The organism is Staphylococcus coagulans (assembly GCF_002901995.1).
Lineage (GTDB): Bacteria > Bacillota > Bacilli > Staphylococcales > Staphylococcaceae > Staphylococcus > Staphylococcus coagulans.
Window position 1 is genome coordinate 25,240 of the sequence record NZ_PPQN01000001.1, and the last position, 19,256, is coordinate 44,495.

Annotated in this window: 12 protein-coding genes; all 12 read left to right on the top strand. The window is 35.6% G+C overall.

What is annotated here, in order from left to right:
• Positions 1-10 precede the first annotated feature (10 nt).
• The 12 genes from CD118_RS00125 to mutM all read left to right on the top strand — a co-directional run bounded on the left by CD118_RS00125 (position 11) and on the right by mutM (position 19,250).
• Positions 11-3,199, top strand: coding sequence for a DNA polymerase III subunit alpha (locus CD118_RS00125; RefSeq protein WP_103356053.1), 3,189 nt, complete (start codon positions 11-13; stop codon positions 3,197-3,199).
• Between the two features lie 145 nt (positions 3,200-3,344).
• Complete coding sequence (gene ystJ, locus CD118_RS00130; protein WP_050345517.1) at positions 3,345-4,583, top strand: NADP-dependent malic enzyme; 1,239 nt, start codon at positions 3,345-3,347, stop codon at positions 4,581-4,583.
• Between the two features lie 38 nt (positions 4,584-4,621).
• A complete protein-coding gene (gene accD, locus CD118_RS00135; RefSeq protein WP_050330693.1) occupies positions 4,622-5,482 on the top strand; it encodes an acetyl-CoA carboxylase, carboxyltransferase subunit beta in 861 nt (286 codons plus the stop codon).
• Positions 5,482-6,426 carry an acetyl-CoA carboxylase carboxyltransferase subunit alpha gene (locus CD118_RS00140; protein WP_060829780.1) on the top strand — a complete coding sequence of 315 codons (945 nt, stop codon included), beginning with the start codon at positions 5,482-5,484 and terminating at the stop codon, positions 6,424-6,426. Before accD ends, CD118_RS00140 begins: the two co-directional genes overlap by 1 nt.
• A gap of 610 nt (positions 6,427-7,036) precedes the next feature.
• Positions 7,037-8,005: a 6-phosphofructokinase gene (gene pfkA / locus CD118_RS00145; protein WP_050330695.1), complete on the top strand. Its 969-nt coding sequence runs from the start codon at positions 7,037-7,039 to the stop codon at positions 8,003-8,005.
• Positions 8,006-8,024: 19 nt separating this feature from the next.
• On the top strand, positions 8,025-9,785 hold the full coding sequence (pyk, locus tag CD118_RS00150) for a pyruvate kinase (protein WP_060829781.1): 1,761 nt from the start codon (positions 8,025-8,027) through the stop codon (positions 9,783-9,785).
• A gap of 469 nt (positions 9,786-10,254) precedes the next feature.
• Positions 10,255-11,373: a citrate synthase gene (locus CD118_RS00155; RefSeq protein WP_016425317.1), complete on the top strand. Its 1,119-nt coding sequence runs from the start codon at positions 10,255-10,257 to the stop codon at positions 11,371-11,373.
• A 44-nt stretch (positions 11,374-11,417) separates the two neighbouring features.
• A complete protein-coding gene (gene icd, locus CD118_RS00160) occupies positions 11,418-12,680 on the top strand; it encodes an NADP-dependent isocitrate dehydrogenase (RefSeq protein WP_050345520.1) in 1,263 nt (420 codons plus the stop codon).
• Between the two features lie 351 nt (positions 12,681-13,031).
• Positions 13,032-13,736, top strand: a complete 705-nt coding sequence (locus CD118_RS00165) for a response regulator transcription factor (RefSeq protein WP_050330698.1) — start codon at positions 13,032-13,034, stop codon at positions 13,734-13,736.
• A complete protein-coding gene (gene pnpS, locus CD118_RS00170; protein ID WP_060829782.1) occupies positions 13,737-15,437 on the top strand; it encodes a two-component system histidine kinase PnpS in 1,701 nt (566 codons plus the stop codon). It begins immediately after the preceding gene.
• A 293-nt stretch (positions 15,438-15,730) separates the two neighbouring features.
• Positions 15,731-18,358, top strand: a complete 2,628-nt coding sequence (gene polA / locus CD118_RS00175) for a DNA polymerase I (protein ID WP_103356054.1) — start codon at positions 15,731-15,733, stop codon at positions 18,356-18,358.
• A gap of 19 nt (positions 18,359-18,377) precedes the next feature.
• A complete protein-coding gene (gene mutM / locus CD118_RS00180; RefSeq protein ID WP_060829784.1) occupies positions 18,378-19,250 on the top strand; it encodes a bifunctional DNA-formamidopyrimidine glycosylase/DNA-(apurinic or apyrimidinic site) lyase in 873 nt (290 codons plus the stop codon).
• Positions 19,251-19,256 lie beyond the last annotated feature (6 nt).

Here is a 19,256-nt window from a genome sequence, read left to right on the forward strand (position 1 = left end):
GGTGTCTACGATGGTTGCCCATTTAAATATTCATACTTCATATGAGCTTTTAAATTCAAGTATAACAATTAAAGGGGCAATTGCGCGTGCGATTGACATAGGCTACTCAGCTATAGCGATTACAGATTTAAACGTCATGTATGGTGTGCCTCAATTTTATGACGAGTGTACTAAAAAAGGCATTAAACCACTGCTAGGGATGACGATTTATATAACAGACCAGCTGAACGTTTTAGAAGTGGTCCTCATCGCTAAAAATAACGAAGGTTTGAAAAATCTTTTTCAATTGTCAACAGGTATTCAAGTCAATCAACGGGAACAAGTATCAATTTACGATATTCAAGCTTATCTACAACATAATGTTGTTATTTTTAAAAATATGACTGAGCAAACGTTGCATTGGTTAGACGAAATGCCTATAGAAAGTTCATATTATGTGGATCACCATTCTGTTGTAGACCGTTCTATACCTCAGGTTTATTTGGAAAGTGCGTATTATTTGAAAGCCGAAGATAAAGAAACATTAAAAGTCTTAAATGCCATTCGTGACAACACAAAGGTGAATTTTATAGACAATGAAGACGGACCATCACGTCATATGTTTACTATAAATGAATTGAGTGAAGCTGAAATCGATGCACAATATGTGAAATCTACTGATGAGGTCGCAGATTTATGTGAAGCAAAACTTGAGTATCATCAAGCGCTGCTCCCAGAGTTTCAAACTCCTGATGGTAGCTCTGCTGATTATTATTTATGGCGTGTATTGGAACAGTCATTACAAAATAAGGATTTATCAAAACCGAATTATATGGAACGGTTAAAATATGAATATCAAGTTATCACTAAAATGGGTTATGCCGATTATTTTCTCATAGTGAGTGACTTAATCCGCTATGCCAAATCAAATGGTGTCATGGTAGGGCCGGGTCGGGGTTCATCAGCAGGGTCTTTGGTCAGTTATTTGCTCAATATTACGACCATTGATCCCTTGAAGTATGACTTGCTTTTTGAGCGCTTTCTTAACCCTGAGCGTGTCACAATGCCAGATATTGATATCGACTTTGAAGATACACAAAGAGAAAAAGTCATCCAATATGTACAAAACAAATATGGTGATTATCGTGTGGCAGGTATTGTCACCTTCGGGCATTTGCTTGCCAAAGCAGTGGCAAGAGATGTGGGGCGAGTGATGGGATTTGATGAAGCAACACTGAGCGAAGCATCTAAGCTTATTCCCAGTAAATTAGGTGTGACCCTCGATGAAGCTTATGCACAAGAGAATTTTAAAGCATTTGTGCATCGAAATCATAGAAATGAACGTTGGTTCGAATTTTGTAAAAAACTTGAAGGTTTACCTCGAAACACATCTACGCATGCAGCGGGTGTTATTGTCAATGATCAGCCATTATACGAATCCATTCCACTTACTGAAGGTGACACAGGGCTTTTAACCCAATGGACGATGACTGAGGCTGAAAGAATCGGTTTATTAAAAATTGATTTCTTAGGATTACGTAATCTCACAATCATTCATCAAATCATCAAACAGATTAAACATGACATGAAAATTGACTTAAATATTGAAGAAATTCCTTTTGATGACAAGGAAGTATTTCGTCTTCTCTCAAGAGGCGATACGACAGGTATTTTCCAATTAGAGTCAGACGGGGTCCGCCGTGTGTTGCAAAAACTACAGCCAGAGCATTTTGAGGATATAGTAGCTGTGACCTCTTTATACCGACCTGGACCGATGGAAGAAATTCCAACATATATTCGGCGACGTCATGATCCTTCTCAAGTTCAATATTTACATCCAGATTTAGAGCCGATTCTAAAAAGGACTTACGGCGTGATTATATATCAAGAACAGATTATGCAAATTGCGAGTCAATTTGCAGGTTTTTCATATGGTGAAGCTGATATTTTAAGGCGTGCAATGAGCAAAAAGAATAGAGAAGTATTAGAAAATGAACGCCAGCATTTTATGGATGGTGCGATGAAGAAAGGATATGTCAATGCGTTGAGCAGTCAAATTTTTGATTTAATATTGAAATTTGCTGATTACGGTTTTCCTAGAGCCCATGCCGTTAGCTATTCAAAAATCGCTTATATCATGACTTATTTGAAAGTACACTATCCAACTTATTTTTATGCCAACATATTGAGTAATGTCATTGGAAACGAAGCAAAGACACAATTAATGATTCAAGAAGCTAAACAACAGCAGATTAAAATTCATGGTCCGCATATTAACTGGAGTCAATGGCGCTATGTAGCCACACAAAAAGGTGTCTATATCTCATTAGGTGCTATAAAAGGGATTGGATATCAAAGTGTACAAGCTATTGTTTCAGAGCGCATCGAGCATGGGCCTTTTAAAGACTTTTTTGATTTTTGTGATCGCATTCCTAATCGGATACGTACGCGACGATTACTCGAAGCACTTATTTTAACTGGGGCTTTAGATTGTTTCGACAAGAATAGAGCGACACTATTACAGTCAATAGATAAAGTGACCGATTCTAACAGTGATATTGATCAAAGTTTTGTAGATACGTTTGCGACTATCAAACGAGATTACCTAGAAACGGAAGAAATGTCAGAACAACAGTTAAGTGACTATGAAAAGCAATATCTTGGCTTTTACGTGTCGATGCATCCAGTGGAGAAACAATTTGTGAAAAAGCAATATCTCGGAATTTACCAATTAAATAGCAAATTAATCAATCAACCTATTTTAGTAACAATGGATGCGATTCGTGTTATTCGAACAAAGAAAGGGCAACAAATGGCCTTTGTTGAGTTGAATGATGGTGAACACACCGTAGATGGTGTCATCTTTCCAAAAGTATTTCAAAGTTTCGCGCAACTTATACAAGAAAATGCTTATTACATTGTTTGGGGTAAATTTGAAAAAAGAAATGAAAAGATGCAAATGGTAATTCAAAAGATAAGTCCGCTTGAAAAATATGTAGAGGAAAAGATGAAGGCAGTGAAGCGAATCGTGATTAGAGAAAAAGTACCGGAAGATATACAAAATCAACTGTTTTCAACACAATCGAAAGCTACAGTGCCCGTCTACTTTTACAACGAATCATCGAATCAATTTCAACCTATAGGTCATATTGAAAAGAACTCTGAGCAACTGACCCAGTTATTAAAAGCGATTGAACCACAACATATTCGTTTGTTATAATGGTATATAATTTTGTAGGGTACCTTCTATGTACTCCGTGTCAGAAGGTCACTTTGACATGTTTTTAGAATGTGCTATATTATAATGGCGATAAAATAAGGACTTATTCATAAGATAATGAATTTATAATTGGAGATGATGGTGAATGTCTTTAAGAGACGATGCATTGCATATGCATAAAGAAAATCAAGGTAAACTAGCTGTTTGTCCAAAGGTTAAAGTAACAAATAAAGAAGAACTTAGTTTGGCCTATTCACCTGGGGTAGCTGAACCCTGTAAAGATATTCATGAACGACCAAGCCGTGTCTATGATTACACAATGAAAAGTAATACTGTAGCTGTCATTTCAGATGGGACAGCTGTTCTAGGATTAGGAAACATTGGCGCCGAAGCTAGTATCCCTGTTATGGAAGGTAAGGCTGTGTTATTTAAAAGTTTTGCTGGTGTTGATGCAATTCCGTTATCTCTATCAACGAATGATACAGAAGAAATTATTCGTACCGTTAAACTTTTAGAACCTAATTTTGGTGGCGTCAATTTAGAAGACATTTCTGCACCGCGTTGTTTTGAAATCGAAGCACGTTTGAAAAAAGAAACAAAAATCCCTGTTTTTCATGATGATCAACATGGAACTGCAATCGTAACTGTTGCTGGACTTATTAATGCGCTTAGAATTGTAAACAAAGACTTAGCTGACATTAAAGTGATTTTAAATGGTGCAGGCGCAGCAGGTATTGCTATTGTTAAATTATTATATTCCTATGGTGTTCGAAATATGATTATGTGCGACTCAAAGGGTGCTATTTTCGAAGGTAGACCATATGGTATGAACCCTACTAAAGAAACTGTTGCGAAATGGACAAATAAAGACAAGCAAGAAGGTCAATTAGAAGACGTCATTAAAGACTCAGATGTCTTCATTGGTGTATCAGTTGCAGATGCGCTTTCAGAAGACATGGTGAAATCAATGAATGAAGATGCTATTATTTTTGCGATGGCTAATCCAAATCCAGAAATCACACCAGATAAAGCTAAAAATGCTGGGGCTAAAGTCATCGGTACAGGCCGTTCTGATTTTCCAAATCAAATCAATAACGTACTCGCTTTTCCAGGGATATTCCGCGGTGCGTTAGATGTTCGTGCAACACATATCAATGAAGATATGAAACAAGCTGCTGTTGAAGCGATTGCAAATTTAATAACAGATGAAGAAAGAAATGCAGATTATGTGATTCCAGGACCATTCGATTATCGTGTAGCACCTTCAGTTGCAAGAGAAGTTGCACGCGCTGCAATGGAATCAGGTGTCGCTAGAATCGAAGTTGATCCAGAAGCGGTATACGAAAAAACGTTATCACTTACTGATTTAAAAAAGTCAAAATAAGCTGATTGATAGCCGATGGTTATGTGGAGGTAATAGAGATGTTCAAAGATTTTTTTAATCGTAATTCTAAAAAGAAGAAATATGTTACGGTTCAAGATTCAAAACAGAATGAAGTTCCAGAAGGCATCATGACAAAATGTCCTAACTGCAAAAAGATTATGTATACAAAAGAGCTAACTGAAAACTTAAATGTTTGTTTTAATTGTGATCATCATATACAACTTTCTGCATATGATCGAATCGACGCCATTGCGGATGAAGGGACTTTTGAAGAATTTGATAAGGGGATGACCTCTGCAAATCCATTAAACTTTCCTGGCTATGAAGAAAAACTTGAAAAAGACCAAGAAAAAACAGGATTAAATGAAGCAATTGTAACAGGCACTGCTGAACTTAATGGGAATAAATTTGGAGTAGGTGTCATGGACCCAAGATTCAGAATGGGGAGTATGGGTTCAGTTGTCGGGGAAAAAATTTGTCGTATTGTTGACCATTGTACCGAAGAACGTTTGCCGTTTGTTTTATTCACGGCTTCAGGCGGTGCTCGCATGCAAGAAGGTATTATTTCTTTGATGCAAATGGCTAAAACGAGTGTATCTTTAGAAAAGCACTCAAATGCTGGCTTATTATTTATTTCTTATATGACACATCCAACAACTGGTGGGGTTTCTGCAAGTTTCGCTTCTATTGGAGATATCAATCTTGCTGAGCCAAAAGCTCTGATTGGCTTTGCAGGTCGACGTGTGATTGAACAAACGATTAACGAAAAACTACCTGATGATTTTCAAACTGCTGAATTTTTATTGGAACATGGCCAATTGGACAAGGTTGTACACCGTAGCGAAATGAAAAAAACACTTGCTACATTATTTGATATGCATCGTGAGGTGAAAAAGTAATGCTTGATTTTGAAAAACCAATTCAAGATATTATGAACAAAATTGAATCTTTACAGGAGACTCAGGCAAAAAATGATGTTGATTTGTCTGATGAAATTGAGATTCTTGAAGCAGCATTACAAACAGAAAAAGAAAAAATTTATACATCTTTGAAACCTTGGGATCGTGTACAAATAGCAAGATTACCTGAGAGACCCACTGTTTTGGACTATATTCCATTTATATTTGATGATTTCATTGAATTACACGGTGATCGAAATTTCAGAGATGATCCGGCGATTATCGGTGGATTAGCTTATTTAGATGGCCGTCCAGTAACAGTAATTGGACATCAACGTGGGAAAGATACGAAAGATAATATTTATCGTAACTTCGGTATGGCTCATCCAGAAGGCTATCGTAAGGCTTTAAGGTTGATGAAAGAAGCGGAAAAGTTCAACCGTCCGATTTTTACATTTATCGATACGAAAGGTGCTTATCCAGGTAAAGCTGCCGAAGAACGCGGTCAAAGTGAATCCATCGCACGTAATCTGGTCGATATGGCGGGCCTCACTGTTCCTGTGATTTCTATTGTTATAGGAGAAGGAGGAAGTGGTGGTGCCCTTGGTCTAGGTGTGAGTAACCGATTATTAATGTTAGAAAATAGTACATACTCTGTCATATCTCCTGAAGGTGCAGCTGGCATTTTATGGAAAGATAGTGCTTTAGCGAAAATTGCGGCGGAAACTATGAAAATTACGGCCTATGATTTATTAGAGCTTAATATAATTGATGAAGTGGTCAAAGAGCCTCTTGGTGGTGCGCATCATGATGCGGAAGCTTTAGGTAAAAGCATTAAAGAAAAATTCACGCGCCATTTAAAGGCGTTTGAAAATATGACACCTGAAGCGATTAAAGAGGATCGTTTTGAGAAGTTCCGAAATATTGGTTCTTTTGTAGAATAAAATCTACCGTTCAAATTGAACTTCAAATATGCATATGACGTGAAATTTGTATAATGATAGTGTCATTGTAGAAATTTTGAATAAGATAAATCTGAGCTAAAACCCGAGATGATTGTTTTAAAAAATCTCGGGTTTTAGCTTTTTAAAGTAAATATTCCGCTCTACTTTTGATTTGGATTAATTATATTTATTATTTGAAGCGTTCATTTAAAATAGTTACACTATTGGACGGTACGGTTATTCATGCCAAAAGGAGATGTCATAGTGGCAAATGAGAAAATTTAAATTACTTTTTAAGAAATACTTATTTTCATCTTGATAAGCCTAGACAGTTCTCTAAAACATGCTTTTTATTTTAAAGTCAACAGTAATTGCATCAACTAAACGTTAAATTGACAATACCAAAAATTGAGTCATAATATAAAATAAAATTGAATTATAACTTGGTTAATTTTTATATGAAAATGTTATGAAAACGCCATTTGTGGCGGATTCATGAATTCATATTAAAAAACCGTTTTCATTTTTATTTGTACCTATTTTTGATGGAATGCATCATCAAATTATGGTATTTTTAACTTAACAACTATGCAAGAAAGGGTATGTCTACATGAAAAAAATTGCAGTTTTAACGAGTGGTGGAGATTCTCCAGGGATGAATGCAGCAATTCGTGCTGTAGTAAGAAAAGCGATTTATCATGATATTGAAGTGTATGGTGTTTATCAAGGTTATCAAGGCCTTATCAATGATGATATTCGCAAACTAGAGCTTGGTACTGTGGGTGATACAATTCAACGTGGAGGAACATTTTTATATTCAGCACGTTGCCCAGAGTTCAAAGAAAAAGAAATACGTCAAAAAGGAATCGAAAATCTTAAAAAACGAGGCATTGAAGGGCTCGTTGTCATTGGCGGTGATGGTAGTTACCGTGGTGCGCAACGTATTAGTGAAGAATGTAAAGAAATCCAAACGATTGGAATTCCAGGTACGATTGATAATGACATTAATGGTACTGACTTTACAATTGGATTTGATACAGCACTGAATACAATTATAGAGTCTGTCGATAAGATTCGTGATACCGCTTCAAGCCATGCGCGTACATTTATCATAGAAGTTATGGGACGAAATTGTGGTGACCTTGCTTTATGGTCTGGATTAGCAGTAGGGGCTGAAACAATCATCTTACCAGAAACAAAAGTTGATATTCAAGACATTGCTGAAAAAATCCAAAAAGGTATCGATAGAGGTAAAAAGCATTCCATTATCATTGTTGCAGAAGGTTGTATGACAGGCCAAGCATGTGCTGGTGAATTGACAAAATTCATCAATGTAGACGCACGTGTATCTGTATTAGGACACATTCAACGTGGAGGTAGCCCTACAGGTGTCGACCGTGTACTCGCTTCTAGACTAGGTGGTTTTGCTGTTGAGCTTCTTATGGATGGTGAAACAGCGAAGGGCGTTGGTATTAAAGATAACCGCCTTACAGCGACAGATTTTGATACGATATTCAATTCAACCGAGCATCAAATTAATCAACACATGTTAGAATTAACTAAAGAATTATCTATTTAATTTTAGGAGGCATTTCCAAATGAAAAAAACTAAAATCGTTTGTACGATTGGACCAGCATCAGAATCAGAAGATATGTTAGAAAAGTTAATGAAAGCCGGCATGAACGTGGCGCGTTTAAACTTTTCTCATGGCTCTCATGATGAGCATGCAGCACGTATCCGTTCAATTCGTAAAGTAGCGAAAAAGTTAGAAAAAAACATTGGTATTTTACTTGATACGAAAGGGCCTGAGATTCGTACGCACAATATGAAAAATGGTGTGATTACATTAGAAAAAGGGTCACATGTTACAGTAAGTATGCATGAAGTAGAAGGTACACCGGAAAAGTTCTCTGTCACATATGAAGAATTAATTAATGATATTGAAATCGGTTCATTTATTTTATTAGATGACGGATTAATTGAATTAGAAGTTGAATCAATTGATCACGCTGCGGGTGAAGTACACTGTAAAGTTCTTAACACTGGTGAGCTTAAAAATAAAAAAGGTGTGAACTTACCAGGCGTGAGTGTGAACTTGCCAGGTATTACTGAAAAAGATGAAGAGGACATTCGCTTTGGCATTGACCAAGATGTTGACTTTATTGCTGCAAGTTTCGTAAGACGTTCAAGTGACGTTTTAGAAATCCGTAGAATTTTAGAAGAAGTGAAAAACGATACAATCAGTATTATTCCTAAAATTGAAAACCAAGAAGGTATTGACAACATAGATGAAATTCTTGAAGTTTCTGATGGTTTAATGGTAGCCAGAGGTGACATGGGCGTTGAAATTCCACCAGAAACAGTACCAATTGTTCAAAAAGATTTAATTCGTAAATGTAATAAATTAGGTAAACCTGTTATCACTGCAACGCAAATGTTAGATTCAATGCAACGCAATCCACGTGCGACAAGAGCTGAAGCTTCAGACGTTGCCAATGCTATTTACGATGGTACAGATGCGGTTATGTTATCTGGTGAAACAGCTGCAGGTGCTTATCCAGAAGAAGCAGTTAAAGCGATGAATAACATTGCATACGCTGCTGAGCAAGCACAAGATTATAAAAAGCTCTTATCAGATCGTACAAAACTTGTAGAAACTTCACTTGTAAATGCAATTGGTGTTTCTGCTGCACACACAGCGTTGAACCTAAAAGTAAACGCAATCGTTGCTGCTACTGAAAGTGGTACAACAGCACGTACTATTTCAAAATACAGACCAAAATCAGACATTATTGCAGTGACACCATTCGCAACAACAGCACGTCAATGTACGCTTGTATGGGGCGTTTATCCTGTTGTACGTGAAGGTAACTACACAACAGATGAGTTGTTAAATAATGCAGTTGCAACAGCAATTGAAACAGAACGTGTTGAAAAAGGTGATTTAATCATCATCACAGCAGGTGTACCGACTGGTGAATCAGGAACTACAAACTTAATGAAATTACATCTCATCGGTGAAGATTTAGCAAACGGGCAAGGTATTGGACGTAACTCAGCTGTTGGAAGAACAGTAGTTGTGAATGATGCATCAGAATTAGAGGGACAAAATCTTGAGCAAGCTGTTATCGTAACACCTTCAGTTGATGAAAAAATGGTGCCTTATTTAGATCAAGCAGTCGCGCTCGTTACAGAAGAAGCAGGTTTAACATCTTCAAGTGCGATTTTAGGGTTAGAAAAAGGTATTCCAACTGTAGTAGGCGTTGAAGATGTAGCTAAAACGATCCCAAGTGGTATTTTAGTAACGGTAGATGCAGCGCAAGGTAAAGTTTATGAAGGTTATGCCAACGTACTTTAAAATTAAATAGAATTCGCAATAAGTAAGAACGGAACACAGCGAGATGATTTTTTAAATCGTTAACCGATATTAATTATTTCGAGTGTTTGTGGGGGGCGAAACTAGGGTATCTAAATATAAAATTTAGACCGTAGTTTCGTCCTTTTGTTTTTGTTTAAGAGTTACATAAAAAGTGATATTACACTTAAAGCGATAAATTTTAATAAATCCAAGTCATCAAATCTTTTTATTATGAATGATAAAGAATGCAAATAATCGTGCATTGATGTAATGATTACGGATGAAAAGACAAAAGAAAACGCTTTATATTAGGGTTTTCGAAAAATATGAAATATATATTTCTGAGTTTGAAATAAGATTATTTTTACATACGACTGTTCTTAAAATGTTCACAAATTGCTTCATATTGGCTATAATAATATATGAAAGCCATTACAAAGAACGAATATAAAGTAAAGGGGAAATTCATATGGCAGAATTAATGAGAGGTCTTGAAGGGGTAATCGCTGCTGAAACTAAAATCAGCTCAATTATTGACAGTCAATTAACTTATGCAGGTTATGATATTGATGACCTGACAGAAAACGCACAATTCGAAGAGGTTGTTTTCTTATTGTGGAATTATCGATTACCTACAGAACAAGAATTATCTGAATTAAAAGAAAAGTTATTTAAGTATATGACTTTAAATCCAAGAATGTACAGTCATTTTGAAGAATATACGACAGATGAGGTACATCCAATGACGGCGTTACGTACGTCAGTTTCTTATCTCGCTCATTTTGATGAAAATGCGGACGATAATGGGGAAGAAGCATTGCAAGAAAGAGCGATTCGAATTCAAGCAAAAATTGCGTCACTTGTTGCATCATTTGCTCGAGTAAGAGATGGGAAACAACCTGTAAAACCTGATGCATCATTAAGCTATGCAGCAAACTTTTTATATATGTTACGTGGTGAAAAACCGACAGATGTTGAAGTTGAAGGTTTCAATAAAGCTTTAATTTTACATGCTGATCATGAATTAAATGCGTCTGCTTTCACAGCACGATGTGCCGTATCATCATTATCTGATATGTATTCAGGTATCACTGCAGCGGTAGGTTCACTTAAAGGGCCTTTACATGGTGGAGCAAATGAACGTGTAATGAAGATGTTAACAGAAATCGGCTCTATTGATAATGTTGAACCTTATCTAGAAAAAGCATTTAAAAACAAAGATAAAATTATGGGATTTGGTCATCGTGTTTATAAAAATGGTGATCCACGTGCCAAATATTTAAAAGAAATGAGTCGTAAAATTACAGATGAGACAGGCCAAAGTGATCTATACAAAATGTCAGTTAAAATTGCTGATATTATGAAAGAAGAAAAAGGCCTACTCCCTAATGTAGACTTCTATAGTGCGACTGTTTATCATAGTATGGGGATAGAACATGATCTCTTTACACCTATCTTTGCAGTCAGTCGTACTTCAGGGTGGACTGCACATATTTTAGAACAACTTAGAGATAATAGAATTATGCGTCCACGTGCAACTTATGTGGGTGAAGTTGATCGTAAATATGTTCCAATTCAAGAACGCTAAACCTATTGCATTTAAGATGATTTAAAATTCGGAGGTATATAACAATGAGTGAAAAGATCGTAAAAACGGATAATGGTTTACAAGTCCCTAATCAACCTATCATTCCATTTATTATTGGTGACGGTATCGGGCCTGATATTTGGAAAGCAGCGAGTCGTGTTATTGATGCAGCTGTTGAAAAAGCATATTCTGGAGAAAAAGCAATTTCATGGAAAGAAGTGCTAGCAGGACAAAAAGCATATGATCAAACAGGTGAATGGTTACCTTCTGAAACGCTTGATACAATCAAAGAATACTTGATAGCGATTAAAGGACCTTTAACAACTCCAATCGGCGGAGGTATCCGTTCATTGAATGTTGCATTACGCCAAGAATTGGATTTATTTACATGTCTACGTCCAGTACGCTGGTTCCAAGGTGTGCCATCACCAGTGAAACGACCACAAGATACAGATATGGTCATCTTCCGTGAAAATACTGAAGACATTTATGCAGGCATCGAATTCAAAGAAGGTACAGATGAAGTTAAAAAGGTAATTGATTTCTTACAAAATGAAATGGGTGCAAAAAATATTCGCTTCCCTGAAACTTCTGGTATTGGTATTAAGCCTGTATCGAAAGAAGGGACTGAACGATTAGTACGTGCTGCGATTCAATACGCTTTAGACAATCAACGTAAATCTGTAACGCTTGTGCATAAAGGGAATATCATGAAATTTACTGAAGGTGCCTTTAAACAATGGGGATATGATTTAGCAGAGAAAGAGTTTGGTGATCAAGTCTTCACTTGGCAACAATATGACCGTTTAGTTGATGAAAAAGGTAAAGATGAAGCTAACCGTATTCAAGATCAAGCTGAAAAAGACGGTAAAGTTATTATTAAAGACTCCATTGCGGATATTTTCTTACAACAAATTTTAACACGTCCAGCTGACCATGATGTAGTGGCAACAATGAATTTAAATGGTGACTATATTTCTGATGCCCTTGCTGCACAAGTCGGAGGTATCGGTATTGCACCAGGCGCAAACATTAACTATGAATCTGGTCATGCTATTTTCGAAGCAACGCACGGAACAGCGCCAAAATATGCAGACTTAGATAAAGTTAACCCTTCTTCTGTATTATTATCAGGGGTATTAATGTTAGAACATTTAGGTTGGCAAGAAGCTGCAGATTTGATTACGCAAGCAGTTGAAAAAACAATTGCTTCTAAAGTTGTAACTTATGATTTTGCACGCTTGATGGAAGGTGCAACTGAAGTTAAAACATCTGAATTTGCAGACGAATTAATTAAAAATCTTTAATCAATAAGATGATATACAATGGGAATCAGATCGAGACTTCAATGTAATAATGAAGATCTCGTTTGATTCCTTTTTTAGTGACTCGAATTCAACCTTTAGTGAGACGCTCTATTTCGTTTCAATGCCATCATTATTATTTACCTAAAGTATTTGTATAGCGAAAGTAAGTTTCATTAATCGCGCTTATTGTAAAGTGTAAAAAGTTCTATTTAATGTATCCATGTATAACTAACCGCTTTTATATTGAAATTATTAACGTTACATTAAGTTATTGTAAAGTTACTTAACTATATATTATTTTTGAGTTCATTTTAAGTTATAATGAAATTAATATCATAAGGAGGTAGATGTATGGCTCAAAGAGTGCTTGTCGTTGATGATGAACAATCAATCGTAACATTATTAAAATATAATCTTGAGCAAGCGGGGTATGTAGTTGAGATTGCCCAAGATGGTGAGGAAGCATTGCAAAAAGAAAAAGAAACAAAGCCCGATTTAATTGTTTTAGATGTCATGTTACCAAAAAAAGATGGTATAGAAGTCTGCAAAACGATTCGATCAGATAAAAATCAAGTTCCCATTTTAATGTTAACTGCAAAAGATGACGAATTTGATCGTGTGCTTGGTCTTGAATTAGGTGCAGATGATTATATGACCAAACCATTTTCACCAAGAGAAGTTGTCGCACGTGTCAAAGCGATTTTGCGTCGTTCATCTGTCGTTGATTCTGTAAAGAATGAAGACGAGGATGAAGATATTGTAATTGGCAATATTAGAATTCGTCCAGACTTTTTTGAAGTTTATCGTAACGATACATTACTAGAATTAACACCTAAAGAATTTGAATTATTATTATATTTAGTCGAACGACAAGGCCGTGTCATTACACGTGAACATATGCTGAATTCAGTTTGGAATTATGAATTTGCGGGTGATTCTAGAATTGTTGATGTCCATATTAGTCATTTACGAGATAAGCTTGAAGAGAATCCGAAACAGCCCCAGTTGATTAAAACAGTACGTGGTTTAGGGTATAAATTGGAGCGACCAAAATAAATGATAAAATTTTATCACAAGCTTTTAATTATACTTACAACGATCACTGTTGTAAGTTTTCTTTTATTAGGATTTATCGTGCATAATAGCATTTATTTAAAGTCAGTAGAGTATGAGAAAAAGTCTTTAATAAAAGAAGCGAAACAAATTATCACTTTAAATAAAGAAAATAACCCCCAACGTATCCAAGAACTTGCACGTATTTATGATACGAACATGCTTATTATTGAAAAAGGGCAAAGAACGGAATTCAAGACGAATCACGATAAAATAGATTCACAAAAAGAAAAACAAGTTTTACAACAATTAAAAAGTGACAATAATGCATATGAATTGGATGCTAAAACAAAAAAATATTGGTTTGGTTATCGTAAAGATGATACGACGTTATTGATTAATGGCTCTTTTGACATGGTTTACGAATTGCAATTACAATTTTGGAAGTATTTAATTTTAGTTGGTATGTTTATCATCGCACTTATCTTTTTTACAGTGCGTTATATCAACCGAACATATATCCAACCGATAAATGAAGTCTCTTATGCTGCCTCACTTCTCACTGACGGTAACTATCGAGTGAGAGTTCCTGAGAGTAGTGTTAAAGAAATGAGAGAGCTTTATGTAACGATTAATGTTTTAGCACGAAGATTGGAACAACTGAATAGCGAACAAAAGATTCAACGCAATCGTTTAGTCACGACACTCGAGAATATCCCAAGTGCAGTTTTGATGATAGATAAAAGTGGGAAAATTGTGGTAGCCAATCAAACTTACTATACGATTTTTAACGAGTCACATAATGTTGAAAATCAAAATTATGAGAAATATCTACATCCAACATTGAAAAAACTCGTTGTAGAAGGTTTTCGAACTGAAAAAGCGGTATATGAACAAGTTGAAATCTTAATCAATCATATTCATCAAAAATTTTTCGATACTTCGTGTGTGCCTATATTGTCTCGAACAAAAAAACATTTACAAGGGATGGTTATTGTACTTCATGATATTACGCAGCTCAAGAAACTTGAAAATTTAAGAAGAGACTTCGTAGCCAATGTATCTCATGAACTCAAAACACCGATCACGTCTATGAAAGGTTTTACAGAGACATTGATTGAAGGTGCGAAAAATGATGAAGCATCTTTAGATATGTTTCTCAATATTATTTTGAAAGAGTCAAATCGAATTCAATCTTTAGTAGAAGATTTACTTGATTTGTCTAAAATTGAGCAAAATACGACGGTTGAAAAACATCGGATTGATCTTTCTGAAGTCGCAAAATCTTCTTTTTCTGTAATAGAGCATATTGCCAATGAAAAATCGATACGCTTAGTTGATGAAATTGAACCACATATTTTTGCGATGGCAGATGAAGGTAAAATTTCGCAAGTGATTGTAAATTTAATGACAAATGCCGTCAATTATTCTCCAAAAGACAGTACTGTGAGATTATTAGTCTATCGAGATGACATGCATCCTGTTATCGAAGTCATTGACCAAGGTATTGGAATTGATGAACAAGAAAAATACCGTATTTTCGAAAGATTTTATCGGGTGGATAAAGCGCGAAGTCGAGAGTCCGGTGGCACAGGTTTAGGGCTATCGATTACTAAGCACATTGTTGAATCCTATCAAGGAAGTATTGAAGTAGAGTCAGAATTAGGTAAAGGCTCAAAATTTAAAGTTGTATTGCCTGAGTAATATTAAAATAGAGACAGCGCATCACAAGAGAATGAGACGATGAAACTGTAATGAAAACAGCAAAGCTAAATTTTGACGTTACAGTGGCAATTAGATTTCATAAATGCCCCAAATGGAGGGTTTAAAGAAATCTTAATTATCATCGCTCATTCTTTTTATGTATTGATTGATAATGTGATCATCACAACAGCCTATTTTTTAATCAAAAGTGGTGTATGCTGATAAAAGAGTTAGATGACACCTCTATGCCTGAATATGATAAAATAAGGACAAACGATAATGGAGGGAATTGCGTGGATAAACTCATATTAATAGATGGTAATAGTCTAAGTTTTAGAGCATTTTATGCCTTGCCATTATTAAAAAATAAAGCTGGCATTCATACAAATGCCGTCTATGGCTTTGCACGATTACTAGAAAAGATTTTAAAAGAAGAACAACCGACTCACTTTTTAGTTGCGTTTGATGCTGGAAAAACGACATTTAGACATGAAACGTATAAAGAATATAAAGGAGGCCGTCAAAAAACACCGCCTGAGCTTAGTGAACAGTTACCTTATATTCGTCAACTGCTAGATGCTTATCAAATCAAGCGATACGAGTTAGAAAATTATGAGGCTGATGATATTATCGGTACCTTGAGTCAAGCTGCTGATGAAGCAGGTATGCAAACCATTATTATTACAGGCGATCGCGATTTGACTCAATTAGCGACAGATAATGTCACAATTTACTATACAAAAAAAGGGGTTACGGATGTCGATCACTATACACCGGACTTTATCTCAGAAAAATATAATGGATTAACGCCTAAGCAAATTATAGATTTAAAAGGATTGATGGGAGATACATCAGATAATATTCCTGGTGTTGCTGGTGTAGGTGAAAAAACAGCAATCAAGCTTTTAAATCAATTTGAAACCGTTGAAGGTGTTTATGCGCATCTTGATGACGTGACTGGTAAAAAGTTAAAAGAAAAACTTGAAAACAGTCGTGAAGATGCATTAATGAGTAAGCAATTAGCAACTATCAATTGTGAAAGCCCGATTACAGTGACATTAAACGATGTTAAACGACCACAAGAAATCGATGAATCAGAAAAAGTGTCACTATTTAAAACACTAGAATTTCGACAACTATTAGAAGAAATCGATATTGAAACAATTCAAGAGGCTCCGGCAAAAGAATTTAAAGTCACACAAGATATTTCAAAATTAGATTTGACTCAATTAAAAGAAGCAGCTATCCATGTTGAGGTTGCAGGACCTAATTACTTAAAAGATGATTTACTCACATTTGGTTTGTTCGATGGACAAAATTATATCGTCATCCCATTTAATCAGTTAAAAGCGCATTCAGATTTAGTCCAATGGTTAGAAGATAAAGAGACCGAGAAATGGGTCTATGATGCGAAAAAAACATATATCGCAATGAAACGAAATGAGATTGCAATTCAAAATATTCGCTTTGATGTGATGCTTGCAAGCTATATCATTGATCCTTCTAGAACGATAGATGACATTGCTTCAGTTGTATCTCATTTTAAACGTACTTATGTAAAAGACGATATTGCCATTTACGGTAAAGGAAAATCTTATCACGTACCAAAAGATGAAATTTTGTACGCACATATTGCTTCTATTTTAGATGCAATTCATGAAGTACAACCTCAAATGATGGAAATTTTAGAGGCTCATCAACAAACAGCGCTGTTATCTGAAATTGAACTACCACTCGCTTCAATATTAAGTGAAATGGAAGCAGTAGGGATTTATACAGATGTCGAGACTTTAAAAAATATGGAACAAGATTTACAAGCACAACTGGATGATTTGATTCAAGCGATTCACGACCTAGCGGGAGAGCCCTTTAATATTAATTCACCAAAACAGTTAGGTGTCATTTTATTTGAAAAATTAAAGTTACCGATTATTAAAAAAACGAAGACAGGTTATTCCACAGCGGTGGATGTTCTTGAAAAGCTTCAGGGTGAGCATCCGATTATTGAATATATTTTAACTTACCGCACACTTTCTAAATTACAGTCGACATACGTCGAAGGTTTACAAAAAGTAATTTGGGATGATCAACGAATTCATACGCGCTTTAATCAAACACTTGCACAGACAGGGCGACTGTCTTCCGTCGATCCAAACTTGCAAAATATTCCAATTCGCTTGGAAGAAGGTCGCAAAATACGTAAAGCGTTTAAATCAAGCCACGATGATTACGTTATTTTAGCTGCGGATTATTCTCAAATTGAATTACGCGTTTTAGCGCATATTACAGGAGATCCGACTTTACAAAAAGCATTTATCGACGAAGAAGATGTTCACATGACGACAGCGATGAAAGTGTTTAATGTTGATGCAGATCAAGTAACGTCAATGATGAGAAGACAAGCGAAAGCTGTTAATTTTGGAATCGTTTATGGCATTAGCGATTACGGCTTAAGTCAAAATTTGGGTATTAGCCGAAAAGAAGCGCAACGATTTATCGATGATTATTTGAACCATTTTCCTGGCGTGAAAGACTATATGGATAATATTGTTCAAGATGCGAAACAAAACGGTTATGTAGAAACGCTTCTAAAGCGTAGAAGATATATTCCGGATATTACGAGTCGAAACTTTAATAAGCGAGGTTTTGCGGAACGAACTGCGATGAACTCTCCAATTCAAGGTAGTGCAGCAGATATTATTAAATTAGCCATGGTTAATTTTGATAAAAAAGTTCGTGAAACTGAATTTAATGCCAAACTATTATTACAAGTGCATGATGAGCTTATTTTTGAAGTTCCGAAAGATGAAGTGCAAGCATTTAGCAAATTTGTTGAAGATATTATGGCAAATGCGTTAGAATTGGATGTTCCGTTAAGTGTAGAATCAGATTATGGGTGTACATGGTATGATGCTAAATAGAAAGTAGGTCAGTTCGAAAATGCCAGAATTACCAGAAGTTGAACACGTCACAAGAGGAATCAAACCATTTGCTTTAAACCAAAAGATTATTGATGTGTCTTTTTCTCAACCTGTTATTTTAGGAAAAGAAAATGGAAAGGCAACGATTATAAAAGGTATAAGTCTTGACGACTTTAAACGATATACAGTGAACTATACGATTACAAATATTCAACGCCGAAGTAAATATATTTTATTTGAGATTCAACATGAACAATTAGAACGTATGTTAATATCTCATCTAGGCATGGCTGGTGGATTTTTTATCGTAAATGAAATCGATGATATACCGATATTAAACTATCGAAAACATTGGCAAGTGGTCTTTCACTTAGAAAATGGTATGAAACTAGTGTATAGTGATATTCGTCGTTTTGGTGAAATTAGAAATGTTGAAGCATTAATGGATTATCCATCTTTATTAGAAATAGCACCAGAGCCATTTGAAGATGAGGCTTTAGCACATTTTCTGTCTAAAAGTAATGAAAAAAAATATTCAAGGATGGCAATAAAGGCATTTATTTTAGACCATCGTGTGATTGCCGGATGTGGCAATATTTATGCGTGTGAAGCTTTATTTGATGCGAAGTTGAATCCTAACACGACGGTGAATCAGCTATCAGATGCACAAAAAACTGAAGTATTCGATAGTGTTGTGAAAGTGCTTAATATGGGTATTTTGAATGGTGGGACAAGCGTCTCAGATTATGTTCATGCAGATGGACAAAAAGGAACAATGCAAGATTATTTAAATGTTTATAAGAAGAAAAACTGTACGTCTTGTGACTCGGCAATAGAAACGGTGATTATAGCAGGACGTAATACACATTTTTGTCCGGTTTGCCAAAGATAGGGAAGA

Coding starts and splice junctions, on each gene's coding strand:
- CD118_RS00125 (WP_103356053.1), top strand. CDS start 11: ATGGTTGCCCATTTAAATATTCATACTTCATATGAGCTTTTAAATTCA.
- pyk (WP_060829781.1), top strand. CDS start 8,025: ATGAAAAAAACTAAAATCGTTTGTACGATTGGACCAGCATCAGAATCA.
- CD118_RS00140 (WP_060829780.1), top strand. CDS start 5,482: ATGCTTGATTTTGAAAAACCAATTCAAGATATTATGAACAAAATTGAA.
- accD (WP_050330693.1), top strand. CDS start 4,622: ATGTTCAAAGATTTTTTTAATCGTAATTCTAAAAAGAAGAAATATGTT.
- pfkA (WP_050330695.1), top strand. CDS start 7,037: ATGAAAAAAATTGCAGTTTTAACGAGTGGTGGAGATTCTCCAGGGATG.
- mutM (WP_060829784.1), top strand. CDS start 18,378: ATGCCAGAATTACCAGAAGTTGAACACGTCACAAGAGGAATCAAACCA.
- ystJ (WP_050345517.1), top strand. CDS start 3,345: ATGTCTTTAAGAGACGATGCATTGCATATGCATAAAGAAAATCAAGGT.
- CD118_RS00165 (WP_050330698.1), top strand. CDS start 13,032: ATGGCTCAAAGAGTGCTTGTCGTTGATGATGAACAATCAATCGTAACA.
- icd (WP_050345520.1), top strand. CDS start 11,418: ATGAGTGAAAAGATCGTAAAAACGGATAATGGTTTACAAGTCCCTAAT.
- CD118_RS00155 (WP_016425317.1), top strand. CDS start 10,255: ATGGCAGAATTAATGAGAGGTCTTGAAGGGGTAATCGCTGCTGAAACT.
- pnpS (WP_060829782.1), top strand. CDS start 13,737: ATGATAAAATTTTATCACAAGCTTTTAATTATACTTACAACGATCACT.